17 protein-coding genes are annotated in these 21,749 nt (G+C 57.7%); 8 read left to right on the top strand and 9 right to left on the bottom strand.

From position 1 onward, the window contains the following. Nucleotides 1-115: 115 nt before the first annotated feature. Entirely contained in the window at nucleotides 116-1,042 is a 927-nt protein-coding gene (tal, locus tag PSEUDOMOFG3G_RS17190) for a transaldolase (RefSeq protein WP_047227233.1), read from the bottom strand. A 178-nt stretch (nucleotides 1,043-1,220) separates the two neighbouring features. Further along, nucleotides 1,221-2,216 carry a tRNA dihydrouridine(20/20a) synthase DusA gene (dusA, locus tag PSEUDOMOFG3G_RS17185; protein ID WP_139050699.1) on the bottom strand — a complete coding sequence of 332 codons (996 nt, stop codon included), beginning with the start codon at nucleotides 2,214-2,216 and terminating at the stop codon, nucleotides 1,221-1,223. 235 nt (nucleotides 2,217-2,451) lie between these two features. Between dusA and PSEUDOMOFG3G_RS17180 the strand changes: the two genes are divergently transcribed. Both PSEUDOMOFG3G_RS17180 and umuC read left to right on the top strand, forming a co-directional pair. Continuing rightward, nucleotides 2,452-2,877: a LexA family transcriptional regulator gene (locus tag PSEUDOMOFG3G_RS17180; RefSeq protein ID WP_139050698.1), complete on the top strand. Its 426-nt coding sequence runs from the start codon at nucleotides 2,452-2,454 to the stop codon at nucleotides 2,875-2,877. Then, a complete protein-coding gene (gene umuC / locus PSEUDOMOFG3G_RS17175; protein WP_139050697.1) occupies nucleotides 2,870-4,147 on the top strand; it encodes a translesion error-prone DNA polymerase V subunit UmuC in 1,278 nt (425 codons plus the stop codon). The genes PSEUDOMOFG3G_RS17180 and umuC overlap by 8 nt, the downstream gene beginning before the upstream one ends. A gap of 259 nt (nucleotides 4,148-4,406) precedes the next feature. Here the strand turns inward: umuC and PSEUDOMOFG3G_RS17170 are convergent, their stop codons facing one another. From PSEUDOMOFG3G_RS17170 to PSEUDOMOFG3G_RS17160, 3 genes are read right to left on the bottom strand one after another with little or no spacing between them, the layout of a single operon-like run. Next, on the bottom strand, nucleotides 4,407-5,093 hold the full coding sequence (locus tag PSEUDOMOFG3G_RS17170) for an RNA ligase family protein (RefSeq protein ID WP_139050696.1): 687 nt from the start codon (nucleotides 5,091-5,093) through the stop codon (nucleotides 4,407-4,409). Beyond that, nucleotides 5,090-5,623 (bottom strand): hypothetical protein, encoded by a 534-nt coding sequence (locus tag PSEUDOMOFG3G_RS17165; RefSeq protein WP_139050695.1) that lies wholly within the window; start codon nucleotides 5,621-5,623, stop codon nucleotides 5,090-5,092. The genes PSEUDOMOFG3G_RS17170 and PSEUDOMOFG3G_RS17165 overlap by 4 nt, the downstream gene beginning before the upstream one ends. Beyond that, on the bottom strand, nucleotides 5,623-7,002 hold the full coding sequence (locus PSEUDOMOFG3G_RS17160; RefSeq protein WP_139050694.1) for a DUF3696 domain-containing protein: 1,380 nt from the start codon (nucleotides 7,000-7,002) through the stop codon (nucleotides 5,623-5,625). The genes PSEUDOMOFG3G_RS17165 and PSEUDOMOFG3G_RS17160 overlap by 1 nt, the downstream gene beginning before the upstream one ends. Before the next feature lie 238 nt (nucleotides 7,003-7,240). Here PSEUDOMOFG3G_RS17160 and PSEUDOMOFG3G_RS17155 point away from each other — a divergent pair, with 238 nt between their 5' ends. Further along, on the top strand, nucleotides 7,241-8,299 hold the full coding sequence (locus PSEUDOMOFG3G_RS17155; protein ID WP_139050693.1) for an SH3 domain-containing protein: 1,059 nt from the start codon (nucleotides 7,241-7,243) through the stop codon (nucleotides 8,297-8,299). Between the two features lie 754 nt (nucleotides 8,300-9,053). Here PSEUDOMOFG3G_RS17155 and PSEUDOMOFG3G_RS17150 read toward each other — a convergent pair. The 4 genes from PSEUDOMOFG3G_RS17150 to xthA all read right to left on the bottom strand — a co-directional run bounded on the left by PSEUDOMOFG3G_RS17150 (nucleotide 9,054) and on the right by xthA (nucleotide 13,279). Continuing rightward, nucleotides 9,054-9,935 (bottom strand): hypothetical protein, encoded by an 882-nt coding sequence (locus PSEUDOMOFG3G_RS17150; protein WP_139050692.1) that lies wholly within the window; start codon nucleotides 9,933-9,935, stop codon nucleotides 9,054-9,056. A gap of 285 nt (nucleotides 9,936-10,220) precedes the next feature. Next, nucleotides 10,221-10,562 (bottom strand): DUF6124 family protein, encoded by a 342-nt coding sequence (locus PSEUDOMOFG3G_RS17145; protein ID WP_139050691.1) that lies wholly within the window; start codon nucleotides 10,560-10,562, stop codon nucleotides 10,221-10,223. 354 nt (nucleotides 10,563-10,916) lie between these two features. Then, complete coding sequence (locus tag PSEUDOMOFG3G_RS17140) at nucleotides 10,917-12,251, bottom strand: substrate-binding domain-containing protein (RefSeq protein WP_139050690.1); 1,335 nt, start codon at nucleotides 12,249-12,251, stop codon at nucleotides 10,917-10,919. A 215-nt stretch (nucleotides 12,252-12,466) separates the two neighbouring features. After that, nucleotides 12,467-13,279, bottom strand: a complete 813-nt coding sequence (gene xthA / locus PSEUDOMOFG3G_RS17135) for an exodeoxyribonuclease III (protein ID WP_107322891.1) — start codon at nucleotides 13,277-13,279, stop codon at nucleotides 12,467-12,469. Between the two features lie 176 nt (nucleotides 13,280-13,455). Between xthA and PSEUDOMOFG3G_RS17130 the strand changes: the two genes are divergently transcribed. From PSEUDOMOFG3G_RS17130 to PSEUDOMOFG3G_RS17110, 5 genes are all read left to right on the top strand, one after another. Further along, entirely contained in the window at nucleotides 13,456-14,106 is a 651-nt protein-coding gene (locus tag PSEUDOMOFG3G_RS17130) for an N-acetyltransferase (RefSeq protein WP_047229305.1), read from the top strand. A gap of 66 nt (nucleotides 14,107-14,172) precedes the next feature. Continuing rightward, nucleotides 14,173-15,900, top strand: a complete 1,728-nt coding sequence (locus tag PSEUDOMOFG3G_RS17125; RefSeq protein ID WP_139050689.1) for an autotransporter assembly complex family protein — start codon at nucleotides 14,173-14,175, stop codon at nucleotides 15,898-15,900. Beyond that, a complete protein-coding gene (locus tag PSEUDOMOFG3G_RS17120; RefSeq protein WP_139050688.1) occupies nucleotides 15,897-19,583 on the top strand; it encodes a translocation/assembly module TamB domain-containing protein in 3,687 nt (1,228 codons plus the stop codon). Before PSEUDOMOFG3G_RS17125 ends, PSEUDOMOFG3G_RS17120 begins: the two co-directional genes overlap by 4 nt. 223 nt (nucleotides 19,584-19,806) lie before the next feature. Further along, entirely contained in the window at nucleotides 19,807-20,280 is a 474-nt protein-coding gene (locus PSEUDOMOFG3G_RS17115) for a MarR family winged helix-turn-helix transcriptional regulator (RefSeq protein WP_139050687.1), read from the top strand. After that, entirely contained in the window at nucleotides 20,277-21,746 is a 1,470-nt protein-coding gene (locus tag PSEUDOMOFG3G_RS17110; protein WP_076385548.1) for an efflux transporter outer membrane subunit, read from the top strand. The genes PSEUDOMOFG3G_RS17115 and PSEUDOMOFG3G_RS17110 overlap by 4 nt, the downstream gene beginning before the upstream one ends. Nucleotides 21,747-21,749 lie beyond the last annotated feature (3 nt).

Genomic DNA, 21,749 nt, shown 5'->3' with positions numbered 1-21,749 from the left:
CCCCTGTGGGAGCGAGCCTGCTCGCGATGGCTCCCGGCCAGCCGCCACCTTCCCAAGCCTATAAAAAAGGGCGAACCCACCCAGGTTCGCCCTTCTTTATGCCTCCGATATCACCTCAAAGCTTGGCTTGCAGCAACGCCTCAAGCTTCTCCTGGTCCCGCGCGAACTGACGAATGCCTTCAGCCAGTTTCTCAGTCGCCATGGCGTCCTCGTTGGACAACCAGCGGAACTGCGCTTCATTGAGGCTCAAGCGCGCCTCGCCGGCTTGTCCAGGTGCCAGCTTGCGTTCCAGCTTGCCCTCGTCGGCGGCCAGTTTCTCCAGCAGATCCGGGCTGACCGTCAAACGGTCGCAGCCGGCCAGTTGCTCGATCTGGTTGAGGTTGCGGAAGCTTGCGCCCATGACCACGGTTTTGTAGTCATTGGCCTTGTAGTAGTTGTAGATACGCGTCACCGACTGCACGCCCGGATCATCGGCACCGGTGTAGTCGTTGCCGTTGGCCTTCTTGTACCAGTCGTAGATGCGGCCGACAAAAGGCGAAATCAGGAACACGCCGGCATCGGCGCAAGCCGCAGCCTGGGCGAAGGAGAACAGCAGCGTCAGGTTGCACTGGATGCCTTCACGCTCCAGCTGCTCGGCGGCGCGAATACCTTCCCAGGTGGACGCGATCTTGATCAGCACGCGATCGCGGCCAACGCCGGCCTTTTCGTACAGGTCGATCAGGCGATGCGCACGTTTCAGCATGGCCTCGGTGTCGAACGACAGACGCGCATCCACTTCAGTGGAAATACGCCCCGGAATCACCTTGAGAATCTCTTGCCCGACCGCCACGCCAAAACGGTCGCTGGCCAGGCCTACATCGCCCTTGCAATCGGCCACACAGGCGTTCAGCAGCTCGGCGTAGCCTTGAATGGCCGAGGCCTTGAGCAGCAGGGAAGGGTTGGTGGTGGCATCCACGGGTTTAACGCGGGCGATGGCTTCGAAGTCGCCGGTATCGGCCACTACGGTAGTGAATTGTTTGAGTTGTTCCAGCTTGGAAGTCATGAGCGTGCTCTGTCCTATGGGTCTGTTGACATTACCCGAGGGCCGGCAGCCACTCAAGGGCGTGAAGGGGGATCGATGGCCCCAGCGGCAACAACCTGAAAACGGATGTTTGAAAGGCCGGGGCGGGTATCGGTAGATACGATGCCAAAACAGGACTCAGGTTCAAAGCAAGTGACAGTTAGCGTCCTTCCAGCATGCCCGCCGCCTGATCCAGCAGCGCCAGCGGGTCTTTGGTTTTGTGGATGTCCACCGACAACAACTGCCGAAAACGGCGCGCCCCAGGAAACCCGGTACCCAACCCCAGTACATGGCGAGTGATGTGATGCATCGCCCCGCCGGCGTCCAGGTGCTTGGCGATATAAGGCCGCAACTGCGCCAACGCCTCGGCCCGACTGATGACAGGCGCGCTGCTGCCAAACAGTTGTTGATCCACCTCGGCCAGCAGATACGGGTTGTGATACGCCTCGCGCCCCAGCATCACACCGTCGAATGTCTGCAAATGCTCGTGGCAGGCTTCCAGCGTCTTGATCCCGCCGTTGAGCACAATCTCCAGCTCCGGGAAATCCTTCTTCAACTGTGCCGCCACGTCATACCGCAGCGGCGGGATCTCACGGTTCTCCTTGGGCGACAGCCCCTCCAGAATCGCAATCCGCGCATGCACGGTAAAACTCGTACAACCGGCGTCACGCACCGTCCCGACGAACTCACACAACTGCTCGTAACTGTCCCGCCCGTTGATCCCGATCCGATGCTTGACCGTCACCGGAATCGACACAGCATCACGCATCGCCTTCACACAATCGGCCACCAGCTCAGGATGCCCCATCAGGCATGCACCAATCATGTTGTTCTGCACGCGATCGCTTGGGCAGCCGACGTTGAGATTGACCTCATCGTAACCATTCTCCTGAGCCATCCGCGCGCACGCGGCCAAGTCGGCCGGGACACTGCCGCCGAGTTGAAGCGCCAGGGGATGCTCGGCTTCATGGTGACGCAGGAAACGCTCATGATCGCCGTTGAGCAACGCGCCAGTGGTGACCATCTCGGTGTAGAGCAGGGCGTGTTTGGAGAGGATGCGTAGGAAGAACCGGCAGTGGGGGTCAGTCCAGTCCATCATGGGGGCCACGCTGAAGCGGCGGGAAAGGGCTTGCGGTGATGCTGTGTGTAAGGGCATGAGGATCTGAAGTGACAAATGCGATGGGAGCGCAGTTTAACAGGAATGGGATGGCGAGGATGGAGAGAGCCAATCGGTTGGGCCAGAGTTAAATCGATGACCCCGTCATCCCCGTACTGCAAGAATCTCCCGCGGATGGGCTGACCCGCCTGTCAGATTTTTCCTATACAAATTGACCAAGAAACTTGTACAAAGTTAACTGTATGTTCGTACAGTATTTTGGAAGTCGTGCGTCATGAGCTTTTCAGTTCTAGGCCCTATCGCTACGGGTGGCTTGAAGCTGCCTTTGTGTTCGTTTCGAGTACCCGCCGGGTTTCCTTCCCCGGCAGCGGACCACATCGAAGCGCACATCTCATTGGATGAGGTTCTGAACATTCGCGCCCCGCATGTCTACCTGGTCTCAATCGCTGGGGAGAGCATGCAGGGCGCTGGTATTTTTGAAGGCGATCTCGCCGTCGTGGACCGCGCTTTGGAGCCTGCGCACGGTCACATCGTCGTAGCACTGCTGAACAACGAGCCCGTATGCAAGCGGCTTTGCGTTCGCGGCAGGGAGGTGATTCTCCTTTCGGAGAACCCAAAGTATCCACCGAGGTACGTGCTTGAGGGCGACGAGCTGGTGATCTGGGGCGTCATTACATGCAGCGTGCGCAGCCATGTCTAAACCCCAGCCAGTTTTCGCCCTGATCGACTGCAACAGCTTCTATGCCAGTTGCGAGCGCGTGTTTCGACCCGACCTGGCCCGCGTGCCCATCGTGGTGCTGAGCAACAACGACGGCTGTGTGATCGCCCGCAGCTACGACGCCAAGCCCTATGTGAAGATGGGCGAGCCGTATTTCCAGATCAAGCACAAGCTGCAGAAACACGGCATCGTCCCATTCTCGTCGAATTACGCGCTCTATGGGGATATGAGCGAGCGCGTGATGACGCTCATTGAATCGATGGTTCCGGCCGTCGAGGTCTATAGCATCGACGAAGCCTTCGCGGATCTCACCGGCATCGACGGCCGGGATGCCCTCGGTCGCAAGATCCGCAGCCACGTGCTGCGCTGCACCGGTATCCCAGTCGGGGTAGGGATCGCTCACACGAAGACCCTGGCGAAGCTGGCGAATCACACCGCCAAGCGGCTGCAAGTACAAACGGGCGGCGTGGTCGATATCTGCGACCCGTTCAAGCGCGACTGGGTGTTGCGCAACACCGACGTGTCCGAAGTCTGGGGAGTCGGTCGCAAGATGAAACTTCACCTGGACGCCATGGGCATCAAGACCGCGATGGACCTGGCGAAGGCCGACCCGTGGACGCTACGCAAGAAATTCAGTGTGGTGATCGAGAAGACTGCCCGCGAGCTGGGCGGCACGCCGTGCCTGGACCTGGACGAGCCGGACCCGCCGAAGCAGGAGATCTGCTGTAGCCGGATGTTTGGTAAGCGGCTCACGGAATTGGCTCCCATCAAGGAGGCGGTAGCCACGTACATGATGCGTGCTTCGGAAAAGCTCAGAGCGCAAAAGTCGCTGTGCAAGAAGATCCGCGTCAGCATCCGCACCGGCATGTTCAACCCGGAGGAGGCGAAGTACGCCAACGGTGTACTGATCGATATGCCGTACCCGACTGATGATGTGCGGCTATTGACCAAGGCGGCGGTGGACGCGCTCGACCGGGTCTTCCGGCCGGGGTTCAATTACAGCAAGGCTGAGGTGCTGTTGATGAATCTTTGTCAGCAAGGGGAGTACACCGACGACCTGTTTGCCACCTCCCAACCAGCCGATGCCACGAAGTTGATGACGGTGCTGGACCAGATCAATGGGCGATGGGGCCGGGGGACGCTACGAGCAGCCAGCGTGCCCGCCAACCCAGACTGGGACATGCGTCGGGAGATGATGAGCAAAAGTTACACTACTCGCTTGGACCAACTATGGAGTGTTTCATGTGAGTAGAGTTGTAGAGATTGTCTATTCTGTTGCGCTGAGGTGCCACTGATTTAGAGGGCCCATCCCAGGAAGCGACGTGTCTATTTTATTTGTGATTTTTGCGACGAGACTATCCGCAGTCCTAAGTGCGATTGCTTAGAGCTTGTTGCTAACGGTTAATTGAAAGGCAGTTATGAAAAGCAGTGCGCTGTATGACTGTCCGTTCAGAAGATGTTAAAGGTATAACTCGCTTTTCAGCAATGAAAGATATATATACTAATAGGGTTTAGTTCGTTGGTTGAACATGGTTCCACTCAATCGGTCGTTTGCGCCAATGGTCTTCAATTGATTGTGTGAAATCAGGGCGCACTAGTTTTGCTTTGGCTTCGCACCAATTTTTAGAGTCTCGTCGTACAATTATTCCCTCGAGTTTTCCGGGGCGGTATCTGCTGTCTTGGTTCATGACTATTTCTATCAGTTGTTTAATTGTTACATGTCCGTTGAATATGCGGGGCACAATATTTAGTTCGAGTGCTGATGCAAGTTTATCGCGCTTAGAACAGCTCCAGAATTTTTTATTTTCATTATCGAAAACATCGAATACCAAGAACCAGTCAGGAAGCTTTGTATAATTTAAGGAGTGTCTGGCTGCGCACCATTCTCCAAAAACTATCTGGCCGGGTTTTAATGTGGCTAGTAACCCTTCCCTGTGCTGCGGCAGCCAAGAGTTCAGGCGTGAAAATTCACCTGAATAAGGTGGATGAAGATATTGGCCACGATTCTGGACCTGGAGGTTTCCATTAGCGTCTAGAGATATTCCTAGATTTGCACCGTCAAGTTTTTCTTCAATTATCACATTGGTATCAATAAGGAAGTCTACTTCGTGCGGACTTAAGATCTTGTCCCCTCGCGGGGATCCATGCGCGATCCATGCTAAATGAGGAGTGTGTGGAAAACGAAAAAAATAGTTCATGATTTAGGCAGTTCAGGCTGTTTTTTCTTAGGAAATTTGTTTTTATAGAAGCGGCACACATCGTCGACGCATAAAAATTTCACCTGTATTCCTTTACGTTCTAAGCTCTCCCACCAGTCTAACCACTTACAATCGGCGGCTTGCAAAATGACAGGCTTTTCAGGATGGGCATTAGCAACTGCCGCAAATTTTCGGTCAGGTGGATCAAAAATAGCCTGCAAGTTATCGCAGGGGAACTCGAGAAAGGAGTTCTCTTCAATTTCAGTAATATCTACCTGATGAACATATTTTGTGTTGCGTTGGTTTTGTAGTAGCCATTTTAGGAACACGTCGCCAACTCCCTTGGGTTGATTGGGGCGTGTTTTGTTTTGGTACTCGCGAAGTATTCTTCCCTTGTTGTCAATTACAGTAATGGATTTTTGTTGGTCTCTCAGGCGAGTAATGCATTCGGTTCGGCAGGCCTCTGATACATCTGAGTGACTTCCATTTGCGACTAGGAGAACATTAGTGTCAATGACCGTTGCGGACATTATTTAGCTCCTGCTTTCGTATTCTCCATCGCAGCGAGTGTTCGCGCTACTATGTCGCCCATCTCGTCGCCAAAAAAATTTTCAGGCCAATTAAGTATTTCGCCCGACTCATCTAGTTTCAGTTCCTCAAGTTCGGCTCCGCCTTTTTTATTTTTTGCAAAATATACGGCAATATCTTCTTTTGGAATTGCTCGTTCAGCAACGCGACGTTGTAGACGGTTTAGGAAGTGCTCTGAGTGCGTTTCTATTATTAACTGGGTGCCGCGAGGTTGTCCATTTTCATATGATTGAACCGCACTAATCAAAGCGTCTGCCAAGTTAGATTGCGCCATTGGGTGTAGGTGGATTTCCGGCTGTTCCATCCAAAGTGTAGAGCCCGGGGGGCAGTAGAATGCTTGAACAAGCGCAGGTAAAACTTGAGAAACTCCGAAACCAACGTCGGTTAATTTAACTTCTGGCGAGTCGGCGTAGGTACGTACTAACACCTCGTACTCTTTTCGCCCTTTTGCTACCGGTTTTACGCGAAACTCTTTGATAATTCCCAAGTCAACTAGCCAGCCTGCCACGAATGTATCAAAGCGTTGGCGATGCTTCCGATAGCCTCGGTTAAGTTCTCGATTCTGTTCAGTTGCAGCTAGTAACGCTGCGATGCTTGACTCACCTTGGGCGCCAACATCAGGAGGAGTATCTCCAGACCATTGATAGACTCTTTTAGCTGGGCTTCGAAGTGGTCCTAGGTAGTACAGTGCATCCAAAACTCTTTCGGTTTCCAGGGCAAAGTCAGCCAGAAAATCAGCATTTTGATACCGTAACAATGTACGGTCAGCAAATCGATAAAATTTCTCTGGAGGCTCGGCAGGCCACTTTCTCCCACTTGCATGCATTAACCGCAGAGGAGAGCATTCCAGACTTCCCCGGGAGCCTGCTCCGGTATGAACCACATCGAGTGTCTTTTCGTTCCCTTGTAGCAACACATAACGAATTTCTTTTGTTCGTGGCTGACCAGAACGATCCGACAATAAAGATGCTGATAAAGAAAGCTCATTTCCACTGTAGACCTCTCCATGAACCGAGGCGTTTTTAACGGTAATTGGACGAGGTAGCTTCCACCGTAATGTGAACTCAAGCTCTTTCGACAAATCATGGCCATGTAAACAGTCTGCAAACGTGCCTAAATCGATGAGGGAGTGGTCATCACCTAGCTGAAAAGCACGTTTGCGATCAGCCATTTGGACGGTTTGTTTGAGTGCTAAGAGTAAGTGGCCTAGGCTGGATTTCCCCGAGCTATTGGTCCCAAAGATTACGGTCAGGGGGGCGAGGCGGATTTTGCCTGTATCGCTCCATGCTTTGAAATTTTGCACTCGTAGCTCGGTCAGCACTGGAAGCTCCTTTCTTGGTGGTGGCCATTACGAAAACGCCGTTTTCGTAGTATGGCTATCCCGTAGGATCTGGACAATGCTGATGATATCGATTTGCTTAAAGCATCGTGGCTATCAGCCTGTGAAAATCCGTTCTCTTCTTGCTCCTTCAGGTAGGGTTCAATCCATGATTTAGCTGCGAGAAAAATGGCAATCTAGGCTCTCATATGCCGATTTACGTCGAGTAGAGGATTCTAGAGTGAAGAAGTCAGAGCACGAGCATATGTTTTTTTCTGGTCCGGCTGAGGTTTGGGGCTCCAGCGATCAGTTGAAGCGGCTTGCTGAGCAGGTTAAGGCTTGGAGTGGCGGCGATCAACTGAGGAAACTTGCGGAGCAGTCGAAGATCTTGGGTGCGAGCGATCAGTTAAGGCAGCTTACTGAGCAGGCCAAAGCTTGGAGTGGTGATGATCAGATGAGGCTGCTTGCTGAGCAAGCCAAGGCTTGGAGTGGCAGCGATCAATTGAGGCAGCTCGCGGAGCAGGCAAAGACCTTGGGCGTCAGTAATCAGTCAAGGCGGATTGCCGAACAGGCCAAGGCTTGGAGTGGCAGCGATCAATTGAGGCAGCTTGCTAAATACGCAGATATCTTGGGCGCCAGCGATCAGTTGAGGCAGATTGCTGACCAAGCTAGAGTGTGGAGCGGCAGTGATCAGCTGAGACGGCTCGCTGAACAGACCAAGGCATGGGGTGACAGCTATCAGCTAAGGCAGCTTGGTGAGCAAGCTCTAACTTTAGGGCTGACGTTCGACGGCGTTGTCGGCGAGCTTGTTGCGCGAGCCGAGAAGAGTAAGGATCTAGCTTCGTCACGGTTTACTGAGAGCTCTTACGTCGATGGCGAGGTTTTCGCGCCCATTAAGAGACAGCCTCTTTCGTCAGTTCCCACCTGGTTATTGTATTTGTGGTTATTAGCTGTATTGCCGATGCTGACGGCACTTGCAAGCTGGGAGGATATTCGGGCAAGTATAGTGGATATCAATGCTCGTATCCCCCAAACCATCACCTTTGTAGGAATACGAAATTTCATACGCGCTGAGCTTGCTGGTAAGCCAGGGGATGTTCGTTTGGTAATGCGTTCCGATGTGCGGCTGAGGTCGGCTCCAGGTCTTAAGTCAGAAGTCCTTATGGAGCTTCCTAAATATGCACCGGTTGTTGTGTTAGAAAAAAATAATCGCACTTGGCTTTTCGTTTCATATGAGCACGAAGGTTTTTTTATAGAGGGATATGTTTCAAGTAAGCTATTGAGGAAAGTAAGGAAATAAGTCAATCTTAACGATAAGCGCGACTAAGTCCCTTCGCGAGTAATCATTCATTATCCGCTTCTGACCCGAAAATCGATATTGAGCGAGAGAAAAGGGGCTCCAGCTAAGAAAGGGGCCGTCTCGTAACAGCTGATGCGGGGGGGGCTGGGCGGCATGGGTTCTTTTACCAATTTCTGTACCAGTCGTTGCATTTTGGTGAGAAAAATCAGGCAACCCTAAGTACAAAGTCCCCGATTTCATTACTTCTGACCACCAAGCAGAACCCACCCCACATAGCGGTGTGATTCTCGCCCAGCGGCGCACCGATTAAGAAAGCTAAATCGAGTTTGCTAAATATTTGCTACAGGAGAGGTTAAGCAAGCGCTTAAAAGCAAGCGGAGCGGTAGGTTCAGCGATTAATCCATCCAATCCATCATGGGGGCCACGCTGAAGCGGCGGGAGAGGGCTTGGGAGAATGCTGTGTGTGAGGGCATGAGAATCTGAGGTGAAAAATGCGACGGGAGCGCAGTTTAACAGCAGTGGGATGGCGAGGATCGGGTGCGCCAATCGGTTGGGCCAGAGTTAAATAAATCTGTCCCATTGGTTGTCGCTGATCAATTTTCGCTTCTACGACTGCCAGTTCCGCGTCAACCGCCACTCCGGCAACGTGCCGCAGGTGCGTTTCACGCTGGAGGTAGCGCGGCTGACATCGGTTCCTATCGACGCAACAGCATCTTCGCTCGGTCGATTGCACCCGCGTGGTGGATTGATTTTCTTAAAATTGGGTGAGGTCCAGACAACCCTGTTTATGCATAAGGGCGAGGGTGATGAATATTAAGGTGCAATAGTTGTCCGCGTTGTCGATTTCGTGTGGTTTGAGGTTGGCAGTGGAATAGAGGTTGATGTCTTCTGCTTCCTCGGTGGGCGTATTGTAGGAGTCGTCATTCGATCCAATCAGTAAATGCGTCAGCTCATGCAGTAGGGTGTATAGATAAGACTCGTTCTGGAATCCTGCAATCTTAGGTGTATGCCGTGCGTTCAACTCAAGGCAGGGATGATTGATCAGTATGCACAATTCAACTCCCATGAGATCCAGGAAGGCCAGGCCGTAGGTTTCTTCAGACTCTGTTGCGTCAGGGGATGTAATGGGCTGGTAAACATGACGGAAAGTGTTCAGGTCTGTGTAGATGATTTCTGATTGGAGCATTGGTTGCTGGATCAGTGACAATATCAAGCGGAGCTTTTCTCGCAGATGCTCCCGGTCATTGAACAGTTCATCTATATGCGTGCTGATGTGCTGGGAGATGCAGGCTGGTGAGGGTGTTTTGTCGTCAAGGGTGGCGAGAATCAACTCTATCGCCGGGGGCACGGCAGTGTTGATAAAACTGTTGCTCAAGCTAAGAAGTCGAGTGTCAAGGGGCAGATCTATAAGGGGTGTATCTTTAACGGCCTCGTATTGTTGAATAAAAGCCTGCATGTTGTTTTCATTGAATTTTAATGCGCTGAGAATGTGTTCGTCAGCCATTTCCAAGGCGGAATGATACCCAAGCTGCTGAAAGCGATTTTTTGCGTAAGTCAGTTTTTCCGTAGGGCAGGCAATAATGAAGTTCTTCATTTTTTGCATGGCGGCTGCGGTGGTGATAGTGGTGAACTTCATGGCGAACTGCTCGTACTTGGTTTTGTGTGAGGCGCCGGACTATGGATTTTGGAATAAAAGTTGGCAAGAAGTGATGTGTAAACAAGTGCGATAAGTGTTGTCGTGGAGCGGGGGTTGCCTGAAGAATTTTTGTTGCACTTAGTAGTTTGCTTTTGTTGGAAATGAATTCGCGATGCAATTGGAGCGGGCTTGCTCACGAATGCGATCTGTCTGCCAATCAAGTGCTGACTGGCAGACCGCTTTCGCGAGCAAGCCCGCTCCCACAGTGGGAGCGTGTGGTAGCGGCTAGCGTGGGTCGACGTTATCCAGCGCTCGGTTCGCCAGCAAGCCGCCCAGTTCGATCAGTTGCTGAATGCCCAGGGCGACGTGGCGCCGGGAACCTTCCAGATCGAAGGCCAGGTCGCTGACCATGGCATTGGCCGAGGCCAGGGTTTCGCTGAGGTTGGCGAGCAGGGCTTCGGTGTCGATACCGTTGACGACGGTGAAGACTTGGCTTGGAGCAGGCTCGGGCTTGGTGGGTTTGGGCTTGAGGTAGAAGTCGAGGGCACGGTCGGCGGCTTTGCCGAATTCTTTGGTGTTAAGCGTGGTTGGATCGGTGTCTGGCGGATTAGGTGTTGGTTTGAACATAGATGAAACTCCAGGTAAGAAATTGGAGCCATCCCTTTCGCTACCAAACGAAGGGAGGTGGCCATACGAAGGTTGGTAGACCGGTTACCTGGCAACCCGGCGCGTCCGAGGACGCCCTGCGCATGACCACCATAAAACAGAGGGCATAGAAATCCCCTGCGTCAGGTTGCACGTGCACCAGGAAAACCGGGCTACCAAACCCGATCGCTGATTCGTCAGCGACCGGAAAACGATAAAGCCCGACCCCAAGGCGCACAAGCCGGCGGATTCTGGCGTAGTTGTAGGCAACGGCGCAAGGCGAGGTGGTCAGGTCCTACGCCGTGGCTGGCGGGATAAACATTTGGCTTTTCGGTGTCAGTAAACCCAAACCTCCACCCGCCGATTCCTGACCCGGCCTTCATCCTCGCTGTTGGCCGCCACCGGCATCAGGGCGCCGAAGCCGCGTACTTCGCGCAGCGCCACACCGTGTTTGACCAATTCGCGCCGTACCGCCATGGCCCGCAACCGGGACAGAAGGTCGGCGCGTGCCGGGTCGTCCTTGGCGTCGCCAAACCCAACCAGCGTCACTCGGCGGTCGAGCTTGTCGTGCTGCTTTATATAGGCGAGCACACGCCCCAGGTCCTGCTGGGCCTTGTTGTCGAGGCTGGCGCTGCCTTCTTCGAAGCGGAAGTTGACCGACAGCCGTTGCGCGTGGCGGCTCAGGGCCTGATAGCCCTCAGGCATCAGCGCATTGGGGGTGACGGCCATGGCCTGGACGGTTTGCGCGATGAACCCGTTGGCCGCGACGATGGCCTGGCCCTTTTCGCTTTGGGTGAACTCAACCAGTGCCTCGGCCCACGGGTTGGTTTCTTGCGGAGGCAAGTAAAAGAACAGCCTGCGCGACAATGGGTAGTCTTCCGTGGCGATCAGGTGGGTCAGCGGCATCATGGGCTGGGAGTCGCCGTCGACAATCGCCAGCGCCTTGGCCTGGCGCACGTAGGGCAAACCGATGAAACCGATGCCTTGCGGATCCTGGCTGACAGCGTCGGACAGCTGTTCGCTGGATTCGAAGCGCCGGGCAGAAGGGGCCAGGCGTTTTCCCTGTCGGTTGAGCACCAGTTCCTTGAAGGTGTCGTAGGTGCCGGACTGCTCATCCCGGGCGTAGAGATGAATCGGGCCGCCGGCGCCGCCCACCGATTCCCAGGTGTTTACCTCGCCGCTGAATATCTTCGCCAGTTGCCGGGTGTCGAGCTGGCGCAGCGGGTTTTGTGGATGAAGAATGATCGCCAGGCCATCGATGGCGATGACCTGTTCGGCGCTGGGGTTTTTCAGGTCCCCCAGATGTGCCAGTTCCTGCAACTCGCTGTCCTTGATCGGTCGCGAAGAGGCCGCCAGTTCGGCGCTGGCGTGCTTGAGAGCGGAAAAACCGGTGCTGGAGCCATGGGCGGCAATGTCGATTTCTACCCGTCGACCATCGGCGGCCTGGCCGACGATACGCTGCTCGTTCTCACGGTTGGTGATTTCGGTGCGGACCTTGAGCAGCCCCTGATCCACCATCAGCGCCTTGGCCAGCGCCGGCCCCAGCGTAGCGCCGATGGTGTTCGAGCCTTGCAGGCGCAGCGCGGGGCCGTGTTCGGGAATCGGCAGGCCGCTGGCCCATGCCGTGAGCGGCAGCCAGAGGCCCATGAAAAAAACAACGCGCAGCCGCATGCCGACACCTTCTGAACCTAAGAACGTGCCGGAAGATTAAGTCAGTCAGGTTACTGAAAAGTGACAGGCGTGCGACTTGTCAGCCGCAGTTCGCCGAAGATCCCTTGTGGGAGCGAGCCTGCTCGCGATAGCGGTGCAACTGCCACATTGATTTTGAATGTGCCGCCGTCATCGCGAGCAGGCTCGCTCCCACAAGGTTTGTGTATGCCCTGGATTTAGCTCAACTGTAGCCAGATCGGCGCATGGTCCGAAGGTTTCTCCATGCCGCGCAGTTCATAATCCACCCCGGCATCCTTGACCCGTGGCAGCAGCCCATGGGAGGTGAGGATCAGGTCGATGCGCAGGCCACGCTTGGGCTCGTCTTCGAACCCGCGGCTGCGGTAGTCGAACCAGCTGAAGCGGTCGGTGACGTCCGGGTTCAGGTGCCGGAAGCTGTCCACCAGGCCCCAGTTCTTCAGGCGGGCCATCCATTCGCGCTCTTCCGGCAGGAAGCTGCATTTGCCGGTTTTCAGCCAGCGTTTCATGTTGTCCGGGCCGATGCCGATGTCGCTGTCTTCCGGGGAAATGTTCACGTCGCCCATCACCACCACGGGCTGGTCGTTGCTGAAACGGCTTTCCAGAAGTTGTTGCAGGTCGTTGTAGAAACGCTCCTTGGCCGGGAACTTGGTCGGGTGATCGCGGCTTTCGCCTTGGGGGAAGTAACCGTTCATGATGGTCACCGGCACACCGTTGGCATCGGCGAAGGTGCCCCAGATGAACCGCCGTTGGGCGTCTTCATCGTCGCTCTCGAAGCCTTTGTGCAACGTCAGTGGAGCCTGGCGGGAGAGCAGGGCGACGCCGTAGTGGCCCTTCTGCCCATGGTAATGCACGTGATAACCCAGGGCCTGCACCTCGGCCAGGGGGAATTGCTCGTCGTGGACCTTGGTTTCCTGCAGGCCGATCACGTCCGGCTGGTGCTTCTCGATCAGCGCCGCCAGCTGATGGGGGCGGGCGCGCAGCCCGTTGATGTTGAAGGAGACGATCTTCATGGTCGGCTGTCCTGGCAAAACTGCGATGCTAGCTGACATGTAGGAGCACGGCCAGCGTGGCAGTAGGACAAATGCGCTGCTAATGTCCTGTGCATGTAGGAACGATCAGAGCCCAATCGGGTTCGTACTCAATAAGAGCGGGGCCTCACCGAGCCTCGCCCAGGAGATTGACCGTCATGCCAGAAACCGCCACCGCCATCGCCGACATCCATATGCTCGACAGCGGTTATTCCCGCGAGGCACGTTCATTGCTCTACCAGGCCTATCGTCATGAACCGACCTTCAGCTTCCTGTTCGAATCCGAGCGGCCCGGTTATGAACATCGGGTACGGGCCACGGTGCGTGAGTTGGTCAAACAGCATTTTCTCCAGGATCTGCCGGCCATCGGCTTGCTGGTCAACGACCGCCTGATCGGCATTGCCTTGATTGCTCCACCGCAGCGCCGCCTGGGTATCACTGAAAGCTGGGCCTGGCGCCTGCGCATGGTGTTGAGCACCGGCTTTCGCTGCACCCGGCGCTACCTGGACTACCATGCCGCAGTGACGGCTTGCCTGCCGTCGGATTCTGTCCATGTATTGCCCCTGCTGGGAGTTCATCCACAGTTCCAAGGCCAACACTTCGGCGAACAGTTACTGGCGGCGGTGCATAACTGGTGTGCGGTGGACGAGAACTCCCAGGGCGTGGTGCTAGACACCGGCAACCCACGTTACCTGGAGTTCTATAAACGTCAGGGTTATGAGGAAATCGGCGAGATTGCGGTAGGACCCGTCCGCGAACATGTCTTCTTTCACGCCAACCCGCAGGTATTGCAGAGCGCAACGGCGTAATCCGGGGAAACTTTTGAGACATGTCCGGCTCTATCAGGCTTCCAAGCTCGTGATAGCATCCGCGCCATGAATTTCCCAGGACGAATGACCAGTGGTGCGCTCTTGCTGTCCCTCAGCTGCGCGGCACTGGCACAAAGTGAATTGGATGTACGGGTCAAGCCGTCCAACGACCAGCTCAAGGCTAACGTAGAAGGCTATATCGGCGGCGTGGGCGATCGTGACGAAGAGGCCTTGCTGCGTTTCAGTCGGGGTGCCGAAGAACAGGCGCGCAAAGCCGCCCAGGCGCTGGGTTACTACCAGCCGCAGATCGACAGCGAGGTCGAGGGCGGCAAGACCCCGCGCCTGATCCTGACCATCGACCCTGGCGAGCCCGTGCACCTGCGCAATGTCACCGTGCGCATCGATGGCCCGGCCGCTTCCCTCAAGGCTTTTCGTGTACCGGACAACGCCGCGCTCAAACCTGGCGCGGTGCTTAATCATGGGCGCTATGAAGACGCCAAACGGATCATCCAGAACCAGGCCTCGCGCTACGGTTTTTTCAGCGGGCGATTTGTCAGCCAGAAGCTGTTGGTGGACCCCCAGGCCGGCGTGGCCGACATCGAACTGGTCTACGACAGCGGCCCGCGCTACGCCCTGGGCCCGGTGAGTTTCGAGGGTGACACGCCCTTTGATGAAGAGTTGTTGCAGCGCATGGTGCCGTTCAAGGCGGGCGAGGCGTACGACTCGGAACTCATCGCAGAACTCAACCAGGCCCTGCAATCGAGCGGATATTTCGAAGGCGTTCGGGTGGACGCGGCACCGACCGCCGCCACCGATAACGTGATCCCGGTGGCGGTCAAGCTCGAGACCCGAAAGCCGCGCACCATGGGCCTGGGCCTGGGGTTCTCCACCGACGTCGGCCCGCGGGCCAAGGCCAATTGGACGCGCCACTGGGTCAATCCCCAGGGCCACAGTTATGGCTGGGAAGCGGAAGTGTCGGCGCCCCGGCAGAACGTTGGCCTTTGGTACGACGTACCCCTGGACCCGCCCTTGACCGACAAGATGCGCTACGCCGGTGGCTATCAATATGAAGAGCTGTCCGGCACCGATAGCCTCAGCAAGCTGCTGACCGTGGGCCCCGAATGGCACAGCAAGTTGCCCAGTGGCTGGCAACGGGTGGTGTCGCTCAAGTGGCAGCGTGAGGAGTATCGGCTCGGCGACGATTCGGGCCTGAGCACCTTGCTGATGCCGGGCGTGAGCTATTCCTACCTGCGCAGTGACAACCGCATCGATCCGCGCAACGGCTATCGCATTCAATTCGACACCAAGGTCGCCAAGGAAGGGCTTGGGTCGGACAACAACCTTTTATATGGCACGGCCATGGTCAAGGGCCTGACCACCTTGTTCGACAAGCATCGTCTGCTGGCCCGTGCCCAGGTCGGTGGCAGTGCCACCAATGGCTACAAATCCATCCCGCCATCCCTGCGCTTCTTCGCCGGTGGCGACCAGAGCGTGCGCGGTTACGATTATCAGAGCCTGTCACCGGAAAACTCCGAAGGTGATCGCATCGGTGGTCGCTACATGGTCGCCGGCAGCCTCGAGTATCAGTATTCGATTGCGCAAAAATGGCGGGTGGCGACCTTCGTCGACCAAGGCAACTCCTTTAACAGCCTTGAGCTGCCGAGCCTCAAGACGGGTGTCGGCGTCGGTGTGCGCTGGGTGTCGCCGGTGGGGCCGATCCGCCTCGACCTCGCCCATGCGCTGGATGACGATGGCGGCATTCGCTTGCACTTTTCCATGGGGCCCGAGTTGTGAATCGTGGTTTGAAAATAGCGCTGCTGGCGCTCGGCACGTTGCTGCTGGTGGTCTTGCTGACCCTGAGCATCGTGCTCGGCACGCAATGGGGCAGCCGTTGGGCGCTTGGTGTTGTGCCGGGTTTGAGTACGGATAATTTTCAGGGACGGTTGGGCGGCCAGTGGAGTGCCGACCACCTGTTGTGGCAGCAGGACAGCAGCCGAGTGGAACTCGATCAGGTGATTTTCGCCTGGTCGCCGCTATGCCTTGCGCGCATGACCCTGTGCATTGATCAGCTCAAGGCCGACAAGGTCAGCCTGCAATTTCCTCCGTCCGCTGACGAACCGAGCAGCGGTCCGATCACCTTGCCGGACCTGAACTTGCCGCTTGCCCTGGAACTGGGCGACGTGCAGGTCGGCAGCCTGTTGTTCAATGGCAGCGAACAGCTCAAGGGCTTGCAACTGGCCGCGCATTGGACCGCCCAGGGTCTGCAGATCGACTCGGTGCAGCTGCAGCGCGACGAGCTGAGCCTGACGCTGTCCGGTTTGCTGCAACCCGGTGGCGACTGGCCGCTGAAGGCCCAGGGCCGGTTGACCTTGCCGGCGCCAGGCGCCACGCCTTGGACGCTGGACCTGAACATCGATGGCAATCTGCTCAAAACCCTCAACCTTAACGCCGACAGCAGTGGTTATCTGCAAGGCCGGTTGGTCGGTGAGCTGCAACCGCTAGCGGACAACCTGCCGGCCAAGGTACGCATCACCGCTGACGGCTTCAGGGCCGACGCCGATCTGCCGGATACCCTGATGCTCAATCAGTTGGAGCTGACGGGCGAAGGCGATCTGAACAGCGGCTACCAGTTGCTTGGCAAGGCAACGTTGCCCGCCGAAAAAGGCCCGGTGGCCTTGCTGCTGCAAGGCAAGGTGGACGCCAACGGTGCGCAGATCGCCGGCCTGGACCTCAACGCCAGTGATCAGCAATACCTCAAGCTCACCGGCCAGTTGGACTGGCGCGAAGGTCTGAGCGCCGAGGCGAAAATCGCCTGGCTGGACTTCCCTTGGCATCGCCTCTATCCGCTGATCGACGAGCCACAAGTGACGCTGCGCAGTTTCAATGGTGAAGTGTCGTATACCGATGGCAAGTACCTGGGCAATTTCCAGGCGGCGCTGGACGGTCCCGCCGGAGCGTTCAGCCTGGACAGCCCATTCAGCGGCGACCTGACGACAATCCATTTGCCGGAACTCAAACTCGCCGCCGGGCAGGGCAAGGCCGAAGGCCATCTGAACCTGGAGTTTGCCGACGGCATCGCCTGGGACACGGCGCTGGAACTGTCGGCCATCAACCCGGCGTACTGGCTGGGGGAGCTGCCCGGCACCCTAGCCGGGCCGTTGCGCAGCAAGGGTTCGATGAAAAATGACCGCCTGGAGCTTGATGCGGACCTGGACCTCAAAGGCAAGTTGCGCGGCCAACCGGCGCTGTTCCAGGCCAAGGCCAACGGTGTTGGCGAGCAGTGGAACCTCAGCGCGCTGGACATTCGCCTGGGTGACAACCGCATCAACGGTACGGGCAGCCTGCAAGAAACACTCAGTGGTCAGATCGATATCAAACTCTCGCGCCTGGCCCAGCTCTGGCCGCAATTGCGCGGCCAACTGGTCGGTCGCCTCAACGTGGCCGGGACACTCAAGGCCCCCCAGGGCAAGCTCGATCTGCAAGGCACGCAACTGGCGTTGCAGGACAACCGCCTGCAAAGCCTGAACCTGGATGCGACCCTCGACAGCGCGCAGCGCGGCAAGGTTGACCTCAAGGCCAGCGGCATTCGGGCGGGCGATACGTCGCTCGGTGTCCTGACGGTGAGCGGGCAGGGCGACATCAGGCAGCAAAAACTGACCCTCGACCTGCAAGGGCCACAGCTGGAAACGGCCCTGGCGCTCGATGGCGTGCTCGACCAAGGCAACTGGCGCGGGCGCCTCAGCAGCGGCAATGTGCAGGCCGGCGGCCAGGCCTGGCGGCTGCAAGCCCCGGCCAAGCTGGAGCGCCTGGCCAATGGCACGCTCAACCTGGGGGCCCACTGTTGGCGTTCCGGCGAGGCCAGCCTGTGTGGTGAGGATCAGCGCCTGATGCCGGAGCCGAAGCTGCGCTATCACCTCAAGCAATTCCCCATCGAAAGCCTGGCCCAGTGGATGCCCAAGGATTTTGCCTGGCAGGGCCGACTCAACGCCGACCTGCAACTGGACCTGCCGGCCAGCGGCCCGAACGGGCGCATCCTGGTGGACGCCAGCGGCGGCACTTTGCGGATCCGGGACAAGGACCGCGACACTGAGCAATGGCTGGACTTCCCCTACCAGACCTTGACCCTCGACAGTCGCCTGACGCCCAAGCGGATCGACACCAGCCTGAATTTCGTTGGGGCCAAGCTGGGCGAACTGATGCTCCAGGCGCAGATCAACCCGTTGCCGGCCAGCAAACCGCTGAGCGGCTCATTCCGCCTGAGCGGCCTGGACTTGTCCGTGGCGCGGCCATTCCTGCCAATGGTGGAAACCCTCACCGGTCACCTGAATGGCAGCGGCACGCTGTCGGGTGGTTTGTTGGCGCCCCAGGTCAACGGCAACCTGTTGATCAGCGATGGCGAAGTGTCCGGCCCGGAACTGCCCGTCAGCCTCGAAGACTTGCAGATGCGCGCAACCATTGCCGGTGAAACGGTGCGCCTCAACGGTGACTGGAAAAGTGGCAAGGGCGGCCGAGGCAGCCTGACCGGGGACATTGGCTGGGGCGAAGCCCTGAGCATGGACCTGGCGCTCAAGGGTTCGCAATTGCCGGTCACCGTCGAACCTTACGCGGTGCTGGAGGTGGCGCCGGACCTGACCATCACGTTGCAGGGCGAGCGGCTTTCCATTGCTGGTAAGGTCCTAGTGCCCAAAGGCGAAATCACCGTGCGCGAACTGCCGCCGTCTACCGTCAAGGTGTCGGATGATACGGTGATCGTCGGCCACCAGACCGAGGAGGGCAAGACACCGATGGCCATGGCGATGGACATCGATGTGATCGTGGGCCAGGAAAAGCTCGCGTTTTCGGGCTTCGGCCTGACGGCCAACGTAAAAGGCCAGGTGCACATCGGCGACAACATGGATACCCGCGGTGAACTCTGGCTCAACGACGGTCGCTACCGGGCCTATGGGCAACGGCTGACGGTGCGTCGGGCGCGGCTGTTGTTCGCCGGGCCCATCGACCAGCCTTACCTGGATATCGAAGCGATTCGCCAGACCGACGACGTGATCGCCGGCATTCGTTTGAGCGGCAGCGCCGAACAGCCGACCACGCAAATCTTCTCTGAACCGGCCATGAGCCAGGAACAGGCGTTGTCTTATCTGGTACTCGGCCGGCCGCTGAGCACCACGGGCGAGGACAACAACATGCTCGCCCAGGCGGCACTGGGCCTGGGGCTGATGGGCAGTGCGGGGGTGACCACCAGCCTTGCCAACAATTTAGGGATCGAGGATTTCCAGCTCGACACCCAGGGCAGCGGCGATGCCACCAGCGTCGTGGCCAGCGGCAATCTGACGGAAAAACTCAGCCTGCGTTACGGCGTCGGCGTGTTCGAACCGGCCAACACCATCGCCCTGCGCTACAAACTCAGCAAGCGGGTGTACCTGGAAGCCGCCAGCGGCGTCGCCAGCTCCCTGGATATCTTCTACAAGCGCGATTTCTAAGCCTTCGCGCCACCTCCTGTGGGAGCGAGCCTGCTCGCGATAGCGATGTATCAGCCGACTCAATGTTGACTGTTGCGACGCTAACGCGGAAAGGCTCGCTCCCACATTTTTTATCTGCGTTTGTCGGGTTGTGCATAGCAAGCTAACTATTTGTTTGACATTTGCTGCCTAGGCAGTAACATCTCGACATACATTCACTGCCTAGGCAGTAAAAGGTGGTCAGATGAAACATTTCACCCCGGACGATTTCCACAATTGCCACCTCGGCATGCTGCTCGGTCGTGCCGCGCTGCTCAAAGACCGAATCATCGATACCCACATGGAACCCGTCGGCATCACCGCCGCGCAGTTCAAGGTGTTGATCATCATGGCCCAGCACGGCATCGACACGCCGGTCGAGCTGTGTCGGTACCTGTCCCTGGACAGCGGCTCGATGACGCGAATGGTCGATCGTCTGGAGCAGAAAGGTTTTCTGATCCGCCAGCGCTCGGCGGATGACCGCCGGCAGGTGCGACTGGTGCTGACCGACGCCGGCCAGGCCCTGGCCGATCGCCTGCCTGTTATCGGCGCCGATGCCATGAACCAGCTGGCGGGCGCCATCAGCCGCGAGGAGTTGCAAATCCTCGAACAAATCCTCAAGAAAATTCTGCTTGCCGCCGGTGATCCCATCACCGTGTTGCGGTTGGGGGACAAATGAGTCGTAAAACCTTGCGTACCCGCATCAGCCTGGTGTTGCTGGCCATGAGCCTGGCCGGTTGTGCCAGTTACAGCGGCCTGAACACCGAAGGCGTCCGCCTTGAGGCTCAAAACCTCAAGGCCGGGCAATCTCTCAACGGCGTCACGCTGTCACCCGCTTCCTGGCCGAAAAGCGATTGGTGGAAAAGCCTCGGCGATCCACAACTCGACGGTCTGATCCACGAAGCGTTGCGCGACAGCCCGGACATGCAGATCGCCAGCGCTCGGGTGCATCAGGCCAGTGCCGCTGCCTACGCCGCCAATGCGGCGCGCATGCCGACCCTGGACGCCAGCGCCAGTGTCAGCCGTTCGCGGCTGGCCCGTGACCAGGACCCGCAAGGGCAGGGCGGGGCGTACAGCACCCTGCGTTCGCTGGGCGTGGATTTCAATTACAACTTCGACCTCTGGGGCGGCCAGCGTGCGGCCTGGGAAGCGGCCCTGGGCGAGGCCCGCGCCGCCGAGATCGACCGGCAGGCCGCTCGCCTGACACTCGCCGCTGACGTGGCGAGGGCCTACAGCGATCTGGGGCAGGCCCATATCATTTATGACCTGGCCTCCGAGGACCTCAAGCGCACCCGGCAAATGCTCGATCTGGGCGAGCGCCGCCTCAGCGCCGGGATCGACAGCGAATATCAGTTCCAGCAGACCGAAAGCCTGGAAGCCAGCGCCGATGCGAGCCGGATCGACGCAGAAAAACGCCTGCAAAGCGCAAAAATCGCCTTGGCGGTGCTGTTGGGCAAGGGGCCGGACCGCGGCAATGAAATTGCTCGCCCTCACGTGCTGCAAGCCAGCGCCGTTGCCCTGCCGTCGAACCTGCCAGCCGAATTGCTGGGCCGTCGTCCGGATCTGGTCGCCGGTCGTTGGCGAGTCGAGGCGGCGGGCAAGGACATTGAAGCCGGCAAGACTCAGTTCTACCCCAACCTCAACCTGAGCGCGGCGGCGGGGGTGCAGTCGTTGTTGGGAGACGCGATGTTCGGTTCGGCCAGCCGCTTTTTCAACGTAGCGCCGACGGTGTCGCTGCCGATCTTCGACGGTGGGCGACTGCGGGCGGACCTGGATGCCCGGGATGCTGATTACGACATGGCGGTGGCGCAGTACAACAAGAGTCTGGTCAAGGCCCTTGGAGATGTCAGCGACACCATCAACCAGTTGCGCGACATCGCTCGGCAGATCGCCGCGCAGCAACACGCTACCGATATCGCGCAGAACTCTTACGACACCGTGGTCCAGCGCTATGGCTCCGGCATCGGAAATTACCTGGACGTGCTGAGCATCGAGCAGCAATTGCTCCAGGCCCAGCGCCAACTGGCGAACCTGAATGCCGAGCAGATCGACCTGTCGATCCAACTGATGCAGGCCCTGGGCGGTGGCTTCGAGGCCGACACCCTGGCTTCGGCCGCGCCGGCCTCCACCACGTCGCACAACTGATTC

Origin of the sequence: Pseudomonas sp. FG-3G (genome assembly GCF_901007645.1) — a bacterium.
Taxonomy (GTDB): Bacteria; Pseudomonadota; Gammaproteobacteria; order Pseudomonadales; family Pseudomonadaceae; genus Aquipseudomonas; species Aquipseudomonas rhizophila.
Note: the sequence above shows the minus strand (reverse complement) of the source record. Positions and strands in the feature narration are given on the sequence as shown.